Annotated in this window: 10 protein-coding genes and 2 pseudogenes; 7 read left to right on the top strand and 5 right to left on the bottom strand. The window is 69.6% G+C overall.

Translation table 11 applies throughout. The features are described 5' to 3' along the window. The first annotated feature begins 8 nt into the window (after positions 1-8). The 3 genes and pseudogenes from ACEYYH_RS15550 to ACEYYH_RS15540 all read left to right on the top strand — a co-directional run. The gene (locus ACEYYH_RS15550) at positions 9-1,391 is read left to right on the top strand and encodes an FAD-dependent oxidoreductase (protein WP_374975230.1); all 1,383 of its coding nucleotides are present in this window, start codon (positions 9-11) and stop codon (positions 1,389-1,391) included. Next, entirely contained in the window at positions 1,388-1,798 is a 411-nt protein-coding gene (locus ACEYYH_RS15545) for a low molecular weight phosphatase family protein (RefSeq protein WP_374975229.1), read from the top strand. The genes ACEYYH_RS15550 and ACEYYH_RS15545 overlap by 4 nt, the downstream gene beginning before the upstream one ends. Before the next feature lie 378 nt (positions 1,799-2,176). Beyond that, positions 2,177-2,310: pseudogene (locus ACEYYH_RS15540) on the top strand (peptide ABC transporter ATP-binding protein); the annotation flags it as partial. A 126-nt stretch (positions 2,311-2,436) separates the two neighbouring features. On the opposite strand, the gene ACEYYH_RS15535 reads toward ACEYYH_RS15540, so the two are convergent. After that, positions 2,437-3,522 (bottom strand): aliphatic sulfonate ABC transporter substrate-binding protein, encoded by a 1,086-nt coding sequence (locus tag ACEYYH_RS15535; protein ID WP_374975228.1) that lies wholly within the window; start codon positions 3,520-3,522, stop codon positions 2,437-2,439. Positions 3,523-3,941: 419 nt separating this feature from the next. Between ACEYYH_RS15535 and ACEYYH_RS15530 the strand changes: the two genes are divergently transcribed. Beyond that, the gene (locus tag ACEYYH_RS15530) at positions 3,942-4,802 is read left to right on the top strand and encodes a sulfurtransferase (RefSeq protein ID WP_374975227.1); all 861 of its coding nucleotides are present in this window, start codon (positions 3,942-3,944) and stop codon (positions 4,800-4,802) included. 188 nt (positions 4,803-4,990) lie between these two features. Here the strand turns inward: ACEYYH_RS15530 and ACEYYH_RS15525 are convergent, their stop codons facing one another. Next, a complete protein-coding gene (locus tag ACEYYH_RS15525) occupies positions 4,991-5,755 on the bottom strand; it encodes a GNAT family N-acetyltransferase (RefSeq protein ID WP_374975226.1) in 765 nt (254 codons plus the stop codon). 209 nt (positions 5,756-5,964) lie between these two features. On the opposite strand from ACEYYH_RS15525, the pseudogene ACEYYH_RS15520 reads away from it, so the two are divergent. Continuing rightward, positions 5,965-7,290, top strand: a pseudogene (locus ACEYYH_RS15520) (M20/M25/M40 family metallo-hydrolase); the annotation flags it as partial. 68 nt (positions 7,291-7,358) lie between these two features. On the opposite strand, the gene ACEYYH_RS15515 reads toward ACEYYH_RS15520, so the two are convergent. From ACEYYH_RS15515 to ACEYYH_RS15505, 3 genes are all read right to left on the bottom strand, one after another. Next, on the bottom strand, positions 7,359-7,751 hold the full coding sequence (locus ACEYYH_RS15515) for a rhodanese-like domain-containing protein (protein WP_116195874.1): 393 nt from the start codon (positions 7,749-7,751) through the stop codon (positions 7,359-7,361). 294 nt (positions 7,752-8,045) lie between these two features. Next, the gene (locus tag ACEYYH_RS15510) at positions 8,046-9,359 is read right to left on the bottom strand and encodes an LLM class flavin-dependent oxidoreductase (protein WP_374975225.1); all 1,314 of its coding nucleotides are present in this window, start codon (positions 9,357-9,359) and stop codon (positions 8,046-8,048) included. Continuing rightward, positions 9,356-10,417, bottom strand: coding sequence for an LLM class flavin-dependent oxidoreductase (locus ACEYYH_RS15505; protein ID WP_374975224.1), 1,062 nt, complete (start codon positions 10,415-10,417; stop codon positions 9,356-9,358). Before ACEYYH_RS15505 ends, ACEYYH_RS15510 begins: the two co-directional genes overlap by 4 nt. A gap of 205 nt (positions 10,418-10,622) precedes the next feature. Here ACEYYH_RS15505 and ACEYYH_RS15500 point away from each other — a divergent pair, with 205 nt between their 5' ends. Then, a complete protein-coding gene (locus ACEYYH_RS15500; RefSeq protein WP_374975223.1) occupies positions 10,623-11,705 on the top strand; it encodes an amino acid ABC transporter permease in 1,083 nt (360 codons plus the stop codon). A 1-nt stretch (position 11,706) separates the two neighbouring features. Beyond that, on the top strand, positions 11,707-12,495 hold the full coding sequence (locus tag ACEYYH_RS15495) for an amino acid ABC transporter ATP-binding protein (protein ID WP_374975222.1): 789 nt from the start codon (positions 11,707-11,709) through the stop codon (positions 12,493-12,495). Positions 12,496-12,565 lie beyond the last annotated feature (70 nt).

Genomic DNA, 12,565 nt, shown 5'->3' with positions numbered 1-12,565 from the left:
CCTCAGACATGCATATCGTCGCCATCGGCGGCAGCGACGCGGGGATCTCCGCCGCGCTTCGCGCCCGAGAGCTCGACCCCACCGTCGAGGTGACCGTGGTCGTCGCGGACGAGTATCCGAACTACTCGATCTGCGGCATTCCGTACTACTTCTCCGGTGACGTGAAGCCGTGGCAGTCGCTCGCACACCGCACCCACGCCGACCTCGAAGCGACCGGAATGGGCCTGCGGCTGAACACACTTGCGACGCGGATCGACGCCGCGCAGCGCCGCCTCACCATCCGCGATGGCGACGGGGAATCCGAGATCTCGTACGACGAGCTGATCGTCGGCACCGGTGCCCTTCCCTCCTTCTCCGGCATCGCGGGACTGGGCGATCTCGGCCCCGAGGACGGCGTCCACGTCATCCACTCGATGGGCGACACCTTTGCGCTGGACGCGCACCTCGCCAGCCGTGCGCCGAGCAGCGCGGTGATCATCGGCGCCGGCTACGTCGGCGTGGAGATGGCGGAAGGGTTGCGGGCGCGCGGGATGCGAGTGACTCAGCTGCAGCGCGGTCCCGAGGTGCTCTCGACGCTCGACCCCGAACTCGCGGTCCTGGTTCATGACGAACTGGTCGAGCACGGCGTCGACGTTCACACGAACACCACCGTGAAAGCCGTCGAGAAGACCGCCACCGGGCTTGTCGTGCGCGCCGAACACCTCGGCGAGCCGGTGTCTCACACCGCGGATCTCCTTCTGGCGGTCGTCGGCGTCCGCCCGAACACCGCTCTCCTCGAGGACGCCGGAGCGCAGCTCGGCGCTGGCCGGGCGGTGGTCGTCGACGATCAGATGCGCACTGGTATCCCGCACGTCTTCGCTGCCGGCGACGGCGTCGTCACCCACCACCGCCTGCTTGGCGTCACCTATCTGCCTCTCGGCACCACCGCGCACAAGCAGGGCCGCATCGCTGGCGAGAACGCGCTCGGCGGCGAGGCGCGGTTCGCCGGATCGGTCGGCACGCAAGTCGTGAAGGTCTTCGACGTCGTCGCCGCCCGAACTGGGCTCCGTCAGCACGAGGCAGCGGCCGTCGGCTATGCGCCGGCGACCACGCAGTCCGCGGCGGACGACCATAAGCGCTACTACCCAGGTGCGCAGCCGATCAGCTTCCGCATCACCGGCGACCGCGACACCGGCCGCCTGCTGGGCGCGCAGCTTGTCGGGCGGCTGGGCACTGAGACCGCGAAACGCGTAGACACCTACGCGACAGCCCTGTTCGCCGGCCTCACCATCGACCAGGTCAGTGACCTGGATCTCTCGTACACCCCGCCGCTCGGGTCGCCCTGGGACGCCGTGCAGACGGCAACTCAGGCCTGGTCCCGAGCCCACCTTCCGCTTGGAGTCCCCGCGTGACCACCCCTCCCACCGTTCTCTTCATCTGCCAGCACAACGCCGGCCGGTCGCAGCTGGGCGCGCACCTGCTCGACGTCATCGCGCCAGGCGAATTCATCTCCGTCAGTGCAGGCTTGAACCCCGCAGACGAGATCAACCCCGTCGTGGCGGAGTCGCTGGCCGAGGTCGGCGCCGACACCTCAGCAGCACGGCCACGCCGTGTCACCGAGGCCGACCTGGCGACCGCAGATGTCGTCGTGACGATGAAGCCTGGTCTGCGGCTGCCCGCACCTGTCACAGGCCAGCGCGTGGAGTGGGAGTTTCCCAACCCTGAGAATTGGGATCTGAACGGAGTCCGTACCATGCGCGAAGCCGTCGCCGCCCGAGTACGACTTCTCGCCGCAGAACTCACCGATCAGCCGGCATAGCGATCCGCTCGGCAGGACACCGCGCAACCGACCGATCCGGCCGGAGGGCACAGAACGCCCCAGTGACATCGGTGCGGAGGATGGGGGATTCGAACTCTCATTTTCGCAAGGGCGAATGAGGCGTTTTGCCGCGCAATTCCGCGGTTTGCGGAACGCCAAGACGGGGCTCAGCTGCGTTCTCCGACCCGAATCTGCACGGCGTGTCGGGCTTAACTGTGCCAGTAGATGTGTCGACGATCCGGCTCGCTCAATTGGTCGAGCGCACCTCGAGGTGGCGTTGGGACCTGCCGCCAACTGTCATCGGACGCATGCGTTGAGTTGGCGTGACAGCTGAACCGGTCGGAGGGTGGCCGTTCGGAGAGACTGGCTCGAGCGGCGACGCACGAGATGGCGTTCGCGCGTGACGTCGCCGACCGCGTGGTCTTCCTCGACGACGGACGGCGGCCAGCCGAGGTGTTCGGCGCGCCCGCGAGGAGCGCACCCGCGAATTTCTCATCCGCTTCACCTCCTGACAGGTGTGAGTCCCCTCGCGCATGTCTCGGTGACGCGGCGGTTATCCGGCGACGGTCGGGCGCCGCATCGCGTCCGCCTCCGGAGCCACAAGAGCAGTTCCGGAGGCGGAGGCGCGGGCTATGGCGTCAGTCCTCGCCGAGTCCTGCGGCGGAGACGGTGTCTTCGCCTTCGGCCTCGAGCTGCTTGTTGAGCAGGGTGAGGTCGAACAGGCCGTCGATGGAGCCCTCCTTTTGGGTGCCAGCTTGGATGCCGTTGTCGACCAGGGTCTCGAAGGTGTCCGCATGCGGGTCGACGGAGAACTTCACGTGCTCCAAGGCCCTTTCGATGACTGTGTCCGCGAGCGGCTTACCGGTCTCCTTCTCGATCGCCCCGTTGATCACGGCTGGCGCGTCCTCAGGGTTGTCCGCGATCCAGCTGACGGCGGCTTCGTGGCCCTTGAGCAGGTCGGCGACCACGTCGGGGTGCTGGTCGAGGAACTCGGCGCGGACCAGCAGCACCGTCGTGGGGAACTCGCCGTCTTCCCACAGGTCGGCCTCGTCCTGCAGCACGTGCGCGCCGGCGTCGACGATCAACCGCGACACCCACGGTTCGGGCAGCCACGCGCCGTCCAGCTGGCCGTCCTGGAACAGGGTCAGCGTCTGCGCGTTCTCGGTGGGGGTGATCTGCACGTCGCCACCGCCGGAGGTGTCGGTCTCGAACCCCTCGTCGGCCAGCCACACCCGGGCCGCGACGTCCTGCGTGTTGCCCAGCTGCGGCGTCGCGATCGTGGTGCCCTCCAGGTCGGCGGGGTCGTCGATGCCGTCCCGCACGACGAGCGCCGCGCCGCCGGTCGCTGCTCCCGCGACGATGCGGGCGGATTCCCCGCCGGACTGGATGAAGGTGTTGATCGAGGGGTTCGGGCCGATGTAGGTCGCGTCGATCGCGCCGGCAGACAGCGCTTCGATCGCGGCCGGACCGGCGTTGAAGACCTGGGTGGTGACCTCCACGTCGCCACCGAGTGCGTCGGCGAACAGGCCCTCCTCGAGGCCGACGAGGGCGGGCGCGTGGGTGACGTTCGCGAAGTAGCCGAGGCGCAACTCGCCCACCGACGGGCCGGCGTCGGCCGCGGCAGTGGTCTCGGCGGGTGCCCCAGCGGCGGAGGCGCAACCGGCCATCATGGCCGTAGCGAGTCCGAGAGAGGTGATTGCTGTCGCAGTACGGAGTTTGTTCACGGTGTCGCCTTCGGTCGGCATTACTCGGGTTGGGGGAATCGCGCGGTCGCGCACTATCGGGCAGCGGTTCGCGTCGCCGGGCCGGGACGCTACAGGGACCCACCGGCGACAGTAGGAGCGTCTAAGCTGCCGACCTAGCCGGTCGTCAAACCGAGAAACCGAGCGTCATCATCCGTCACCCGAGTTGCATTCGGAATTGCGGGTGGCAGGCATGGCGAGTATGTCTTCCGCACCAGCGCTGTCCATTCTCACGCTGGGCAGATCCGGACTGGGCGACTCGTGGACCGACGATGGGTGAGGTGCCAGGGAAGCGAGCTGGCGCGGCTCCCTTTGTTCCTGCGTGACGTCGCGTGTCGCCCTGTCGCGGCATGTTTCGTCGGAACGTTTTACCCGGTCAGCGGCCCGACCAGCATGACCGTATGGTCACCCCACTCATCTCGCCGACCCAGCTCGCCGATCTCATCCGCGGCGGCACACCGCCGCGCATCCTCGACGTGCGCTGGCGCCTGGATCGACCCGAGGGCCGCCCCGACTACCTCGACGGGCACCTGCCGGGAGCGGTCTACGTCGACCTGGACCACGAGCTTGCGCGGCGCGGCGACCCGGCTGAGGGGCGGCATCCGCTCCCGCCGCGGGAGCAGCTGCAGGCCGCCGCTCGGCGGTGGGGGATCCGCGCCGGCGATACGGTCGTGGCCTACGACGACGTGCACTCGGTCGCGGCCGCCCGCGCCTGGTGGGTGCTGACACGATCCGGAGTCGCCGACGTGCGCGTGCTCGATGGTGGGCTGCGGGGCTGGCTCGCGGAGCGCCTCCCGCTCGAGACCGGCGATGTGCTGCCGCGGCCGCCGGGAGACATCGTGCTCGACGAGATCACCGAGGGCGTGGCCGACATCGACGGCGTCGAGGAATGGCCCGACCACGGCCTGCTACTCGACGTGCGCGCGCCCGAGCGGTATCGCGGCGACAGCGAACCGCTCGACCCGGTCGGCGGGCATATCCCGGGCGCCGTGAACCTGCCGACGACCGTGCACCTGTCGGCCGGGAAGTTCCGCTCGGCGGACGAGATCCGCGCGGAGTTCACGGCCGCGGGCGTGCGAGGTGGTGTCGCCGTGGCGGCATACTGCGGCTCGGGCATCGCGGCGACTCACACGGCCCTCGCCGGCCTGATCGCCGGCATCGATGTGGTGGTCTATCCCGGCTCGTGGAGCCAATGGTCCCGCTCGCGCGGCCGGCTGGTCGCCGTCGGTCCGGCGCCCTCGCTGGACGTGGTGTCTCTATGACCGCCTCGGTCATCGTCGGTGATGGTCTGCACCCGAGGGACCTCGTCACGCTGCAGCCGTCCGGTCGCACGCCACACACCCGTAGGCGGATGCCTCTATCCCGGGTCGCTGCGTCAGTCTGGGTGGGAACGCCGACCAGGACGCGCCTGACCCAGCAGTGACCTGCAAGCCACGGCTCCCGCCCGGTGTCACAGAGGCGCGCGTCCGAACGAGAAGACCGTCCGGCGCCGGAGCGCGAACCCAAGACGCTCGTACGCTCTGATCGCGTTCACGTTCGACGCTGCCGCGTGCATCAGGGCTCGGTCGCCGCGCTGCCGGATATGGAACGCCACGTCGAGGACGAGCCGAGATGCGAGACCCTGGCGTCGATACGCACTATCGGTCGAGACGGCACTGATCTCGGTCCAGCCCTGCGGGTGCAGGCGCTCGCCGGCCATCGCAACCAGGCGACCGTCCCGGCGGATGCCGACATACCGGCCCAGCTCATGGGTGCGTGGGCGGAAGGGTCCCGGCTGGTTGCGTTCGACGATGGCCAGCATGTCGGCAACGTCATCCAGCCCCAGGACGACTGCTTCCGCATCCGGACGCGGACGCAGCGCGTCGGTCTCGACGAGCTGCACCCCCTCGCCGCCGCCCAGGTCCTCCCAGCCGGCCGGGAACGGGCGTTCGGCTGCGGATAGTCCGACGGGCGCTCCAGGACCGACGAGATCGCGCAGTGCGTCCCAGATATCGGGGTCGGACCACGTGCGCACTGCCACGAACGGTGCGACGTCCTCGGGGTACCGCCGGACCAGGTCGTTGCCCTCGGCGAAGCCGGCGTGCGGGCCGGTCAGTGAGTGCCACGCAGGGTTGTCGAGCACCGTGGCGTCCGCGTGCGGGGCGAGGGCGCCGCCCGGCTTGTCGCCGGCGGAGGCTGTCGCGCCGTCGGTGGAGGCGAGGACTGTGTCTGACATGCGTCAAGCGTGCGCGACCGGCGCCGACGTCGCCAAACGCCGGCGTCATCGCACGCAACGAGCCCGAGCATCGTTCGGCACCGCGCCATCTATGACGCCGCGCGACCCCGCCGATGGGGGCATTCAGGGGACGCGGTCTATGGTCAGCACGGCGGAATCGCAGCAGTGTCAGCGAAGTCGCCTGAACGAGTTCTACAACCGAGGAGACTCCCGTGCCCAGCCAGTTGGAAGACGAGGCGCTGCAGTTCGTCCGCGACCTGATCCGCATCGAGACGGTGAACACAGGGGTGGCGGCCACCATCGGCGACGGCGAGACACGCGCCGCCATCTGGGTGCAGGAGCGTCTCGCCGAGGTGGGCATCGCGTCGGAACTCGTCGAGTCGCGTCCCGGACGCGGGTCGCTCATCGCTCGCATTCCCGGAAGCGATCGGGATGCCGGAGCCCTGCTGGTCCACGCGCACCTCGACGTCGTGCCGGTCGAGGAGAAGGACTGGACTCACCCGCCCTTCGGCGCCGATATCGAGGACGGCTACCTCTACGGCCGCGGCGCCGTCGACATGAAGAATTACGCGGGCACGATCCTGGCCGTGGCGCGTCACTTCGCGCGCGAAGGGATCGTGCCGCGGCGCGACCTGGTGTTGGCGTTCCTCGCCGACGAGGAGAGCGGCGGCGTGTGGGGCGCCGGATGGCTCGTCGAGAACCGCCCCGAACTGTTCGCCGGCGTCACCGAGGCGCTGAGCGAGGTGGGCGGGTTCTCCGTACCGCTGTACGCCGACCCCGCTGACGAACGCCGCGCGTACCTGGTGGCCACGAGCGAGAAGGGCGTCGCATGGTCGACGCTGCGCGCCCGCGGCCACGCCGCCCACGGCTCCCGCCCCACTGACGACAACAGTGTGGTCCGACTCGCCCGGGCGGTGGCCGCCGTCGGCGAGCACCGGTTCCCGGTCGTGCGCACGCCCGCGCTGCAGCGCTTCCTGGATGTCTTCGGAGCGGCCCGTGGGCTCGCGTTCACCGACGAGTCGCTCGCTGACGACCTCGAGAGCCTCGGGTTCGTGTCGTCACTCGTCGGCGCGACGACGCGCAACACCGCGACCCCGACGGTGCTCGACGCCGGCGACAAGACGAACATCATCCCGGCGGAGGCGTCGGCGCGGCTCGATATCCGCATTCTGCCCAAACAGGACGACGCCCTCCGTGACGGGCTGCGCGAGCTCGTCGGCGACGGCATCGACATCCGCGAGGGCCGCTGGTGGTCGGCGACCGAGGCGCCCGTTGATGCGCCCATCATCGACGTGCTGCAGGCCGCTATCTCCATCGATGACCCCGATGGCGTGGTGGTGCCGTATCTGCTGCCAGCGAGCACAGACAACAAGCACTTCGCCAAGCTCGGCATCCACGGCTATGGGTTCGTGCCGCTGCGGGTGCCCCGCGACTTCGATGTGTTCGCGCAGTTCCACGCCGCCGACGAGCGGATCCCCGTCGACGCGCTGCACTTCTCGGCGCGCGTCACCCAACGGATTCTTCGCACCGCCTAGAACGACGGATGCTTCGGCCCTTCCGTGCGGCGAGGGCCGAAGCATCCGTCATTCCGGTGTCCCGATGGTCACTCGGCGGCCGGGGCCTCCGCGGTCGGGCCGCCGGACTCCTTCCACGCGGGGAAGCCGCCGTCGACATGCGCGACGTTCGTGAAGCCCTTCGCGCGGAGCTGCTCGGCGACGGGGCCGGAGCCGTTGATCGTGCCGCACACGATGACGATGTCCTGGTCCCAGTCGGTGATCTCGGCGAACTTCTCCGGCGAGTCGATGAGGAACTGCGCGTCGAGGTTGTTGCGGTCGCCGCGGATGGAGCCGGGGATCACGCCGTCGCGCGCTCGGCCGGCGTCGCTGCGAACATCGACGACGAGCGCTCCCGCCGCGGCTCGTCCGGCGGCCTCCTCGGCGGTGATGAGCGGAGCGTCGAACGTGGGCTCGGCCGCGGTGTCGGTGGTGTCGGTCATGGCGGGTGATCCTTTCGGACGGACGGATGTCGGGACGGACGGGTGCCGCGCCTCGGCGTCACGCTACGGGCATCCGGCGCGACTGGTCTTGCTGCGATGTCATACGACGCCACGATCCGTCACCCGCCGTCGCTTGGCTCGCTGATCTGGCGCGGCGACCATCCAGGCCGGAAAGCCGCGCCCGACCGCCGTTCGCTCGGATCAGGAGATCTGGCGTAATTAGGACGTTCCGCGCGGATCGTCCTGTTTACGCCAGATCTCCTGATCCGTAGAGTGCGAATGCGACCGAGGCCGTCAGGCGGCGAGCTCCGCCCGCTCGCCCAGCGCGGGAAGCCCGAGGTTCTCGCGCAGCGTCGATCCCACGTACTTGGTGGGGTAGACGCCGCGCTCCTGCAACTCTGGGATGAGCCCGTCGACGATGTCGTCGAGTCCTTCGGGCACGAGGTACGGCGAGACGTTGAACCCGTCGACCGCCCCCGCGTCGACGTACTGCACGATGCGGTCGGCGATCGTCGAGTAACCGCCGACGAAGGTGCGCAGCGACGACCGCTTGATGACGAACTCGCGGATCGAGAGGCCCTTGGCGGCCGCGCTTTCGCGCCACTCGCGCGCCGTCTCGAGCGCGCGACGGCCCTGGAACAGCGACCCGCGCTGCCCGTCGACCTCGTCGACCACCGGGTCGATGTCGGGAAGCGGGCCGTCGGCGTCGTACTCCGACAGGTCTCGGCCCCAGATCGGCTCGAGGAAGCGGATGGCGGTCTGCGGCGACACCTGTGCGCGCGTGACCCAGTCGGCCTTCTCACGGGCCTCGCTGTCGGTGGCGGCGAGGATGAACTGCGCCCCCGGGAAGAACTTGAGCTCGTCCACAGCACGCCCGTGCGCGGGGAGGCGACGGCGCAGGTCGGCCGCGAACGAGATCGCGTCCTCCAGGCCCGGGTGCGCTGAGAAGATGACGTCGGCACCGGATGCCGCGAACTCGCGGCCCTCGTCGGAGTCCCCTGCCTGGAACAGCACAGGCCGCCCCTGCGCGCTCGGCGGCAGGGGCGCGGGTCCTTCCAACGAGACCAGCTGATCGGCGACCGACACCGTCGTACCGACCCCATCGGCACCGGCGTCCCACAGCCGCTGCGCGGCGGTCACGAACTGCGCTGCGCGGCGGTAACGGTCGGCGTGCTCCAGGTACCCGCCGCGGCGGAAGTTCGCGCCGGTCCACGCGTTGTCGGTCGTGACGATGTTCCAGCCTGCGCGGCCCTCGCTCAAGAGATCGAGCGAGTTCAGGCGCTTCGCGAGGTCGTACGGGTCGTTGTAGGTCGTGTTCTGCGTCGCGACGAGGCCGATGCGCTCGGTGACGGACGCCAACGCCGCGAGCTGCGTCTGGGCGTCGGGACGACCGGCGATGTCGAGTTCGTGGATACGGCCGAAATGCTCGCGAAGGCGCAGTCCCTCGCCGAGGAAGAAGGCCGAGAACAGCCCCCGCTCGGCGGTCTGCGCGATGCGGCGGAAGGACTCGAAGTCGTACTGCGAACCGCTGCGGTCGCTCGACCAGATGGTCCCGAAGTTGACCCCCTGGAAAAAGACACCGAACTGGATGCGGCGGGACGTGGTCATGCGAACTCCTTCACGGCGGTGGTGGCGTAGCGGCTCAGGCTGCGTTCAAGGCCGAGGGCATCGCGGAGGGTCTCGCCCGCCCGCGGCGACCGGAAGCCGATCCGCTCTCGCAGCGCCGGCAGCACTGCGCGCCCAACCTCTTCGAGATCGATGTCGACCTCTGCGACGTGCAGACGTACACCCTCGACGGATGCTGCCAGCCCGGCGATCAGCGCGACCAGACCGTCCGCGTCGCCCGCGTAGCGCAGGCGCCCGGCGTCCGTCCAGCCCCCGAGGGCGTCGAGCCGCCGCACCGCGGACACGCCGCGCGCGTCAAGCACCACCTCAACCTCGGCCCACACGAGCGGCGCACCCGCGGCATGCGCGCGGGATGCAGCACCCGTGATCTCCGCCGGATCGCTACCCGTGACCAGCGCGACGTCCGCGCCCGTGGTGCCGGCGGGCGCCACCACGACCAGCTGCCCTTGCGGGGGCCGGGGCGTGATGAGCGGACCCTTCACCGAGAAGCTCTCGCCGTCGAAGTCGACGTAGTGGAGCTTCTCGGCGTCGAGGTAGCGGCCGGTCGCGGCGTCCTGGATGACGGCGTCGTCCTCCCACGAGTCCCACAGCCGACGAGCGACCTCGATCACGTCGTCGCGCTCGCGGCGGAGATCGTCGTCCGAGAGCGCCTCACGACCGTAGGCGGCGGCTTCACGCGTGGTTCCCGAGGCCGCGGCGATCCAGCCTGCGCGCCCGTTCGAGGCCCAGTCGAGGCTCGCGAGCTGCGTTGCCACGTGGAACGGCTCGCTGAAGGCGACGTGCGCGACCGGCACGAGCCCGATGGCCGACGTGAGCGGAGCGAGGAACGCGGCGCGCTGGACGGCATCGAGCCGCGCGACCGCATCGGCGACCGGCAGCGGCGAGTCGTCGAACGTCACGGCGGTGAAGCCGAAGCGCTCGGCGGCCGCGCCGCGGGCGGCGAGGCGGCGCGGCGAGAGGGCGGCGGAAACAGGCGATGCCGCGGGGTGGGCGCCGTCGGCGTCCAGCTCGAGCGCGACGGCGAACGGGGTGTCGGACATGCGAGCCAAGCTAGGTCCCCGCCGGCACACGGGGTCTCCGTGCGTCGGCGGATTCCGCCGTGTGACGTTGCGTGTCAGATCGTCACGATCCGTGTCGCTCGACGGCGCCCTCGGCTCGGCGATCGGGCCTTCACCGGCCTAGCGTCCCCGTACCGGCGCACCTCCTGCACCCCGAACCTCCGCGCCGCCGACCGAGGAGCACCTCATGACCGACACACTCCCGCGCCAGGCAGGCGCCGCCGGGGCCGCGCCGCCGTCGTCGGCGCGCTCGTCGCGCGTTGACCTCGGCGACCTGCGCGTGGTGCACACCCGGCACTGGTTCCGCTGGTCGATCGGCATCGTCGTGCTGTTCGTCGTCGCCCAGTTCGCCTGGTCGCTGGTCACGAACGAGAACTACGAGTGGGATGTTTTCGCGCATTATTTCCTCTCGGAGCCGGTGCTGCAGGGCGTGGGACTCACGCTGCTGCTCACGGTGATCTCGGCATCCATCGGCTTCTTCCTCGGCACGCTGCTCGCGCTCGCCCGCCTCGCGAAGTCGCCGCTGCTCAACTCGGCCGCCTGGGTGTTCATCTGGTTCTTCCGCTCGGTGCCCCTCGTCGTGCAGATCATCGTCTGGTACAACCTCGGCTACCTGTATCCCACGCTCGGCCTCGGCACCCCGTTCACCACCGACTTCTGGATCCTCGAGTTCCCCACCGTGCAGCTGATCAGCGCGTTCGCGGCGGCGATCCTCGGACTCAGCCTGCACCAGGCCGCGTACTCGGCCGAGATCATCCGCGGGGGCCTGGTATCGGTCGACCAGGGCCAGCTCGAGGCGGCTGCAGCCCTCGGCATCCCCCCCCGCCGACGCCTGACGCGCATCATCCTGCCGCAGGCGATGCGCTCGATCGTGCCCAACGCGACCAATGAGGTCATCGGCCTCGTCAAAGGCGCGTCCGTGGTCTTCGTCATCGCCCTGCCCGAGGTGTTCTATGCCGTTCAGGTCATCTACAACCGCAACAGCCGCGTGATCCCTCTGCTGCTCGTCGCGGTGGTCTGGTACACGATCATCACCACGGCGCTGAGCATCGCGCAGTACTACATCGAGCGGCACTACGCCCGTGGCACCGTGCGCGTGCTGCCGCCGACGCCGTTGCAGAAGGCCCGCCACTGGGTGGCCGTGCAGTGGGCCCGTCTGGGCGACGACGACTCCTCGCCTCCTCCCTTGTCGGGGACGGATGCTGTGGCCCTGCCCACTGCGGCTCAGCAGGGATCGAGCAACGACGCCAATTACTCGGGGGGACGCTGACATGAGCACCGTCACGGAGAACCCCACAAGAGGGCTCGTCGAGATCCACAACGTCCACAAGAGCTACGGCGGAGTCGAGGTGCTGCGCGGCATCGACCTCACGGTTCAGCCGGGCGAAGTCGTCGCCATCCTCGGGCCCAGCGGCTCTGGCAAGTCGACGCTCCTGCGCACCATCAACCACCTCGAGAGCGTCGACCGTGGCTCGGTCACGGTGGACGGACAACTCATCGGCTACGAACTGCGCCACGGCAAGCTCTACGAGCTGCGCGAGCGCGAGGTGCTGGAGCGCCGCACGGAGATCGGCATCGTCTTCCAGAACTTCAACCTGTTCCCGCACTTGACGGCGCTTGAGAACGTCACCGAGGCGCCGATCGCGCTCGGCCGGGTCTCGAAGGACGACGCCCGCGAGCTCGCGCTCGGCCTCCTCGACCGCGTCGGGCTCGCCGACAAGGCCGGGCACTACCCGCGCCAGCTGTCGGGTGGCCAGCAGCAGCGCGTCGCGATCGCCCGCGCGCTCGCTCTGAAGCCCAAGGTGATTCTCTTCGACGAGCCGACCAGCGCGCTCGACCCGGAGCTCGTCGGCGAGGTGCTCGACGTCATCCGCGACCTCGCGCAGCTCGGCACGACGCTCGTCATCGTCACCCACGAGGTCGGATTCGCCCGGGAGGTCGCCGATCGCGTCGTGTTCCTCGACGGCGGCCGCGTCATCGAGCAGGGGCCGCCGTCCGAGGTGCTTGTCAAGCCGAAGCATCCTCGCGTCCAGGACTTCCTCGCGAAGGTCCTGGCCTGACCCCCCGAGATCTCGCACATCGAGTCCTCACACCACCCGAAGAACCTCACCCGAGAAGAAGGAAGAATCA

Origin of the sequence: Microbacterium trichothecenolyticum (assembly GCF_041938625.1) — a bacterium.
In the GTDB taxonomy this organism is placed as follows: Bacteria; Actinomycetota; Actinomycetes; order Actinomycetales; family Microbacteriaceae; genus Microbacterium; species Microbacterium trichothecenolyticum_D.
Note: the sequence above shows the minus strand (reverse complement) of the source record. Positions and strands in the feature narration are given on the sequence as shown.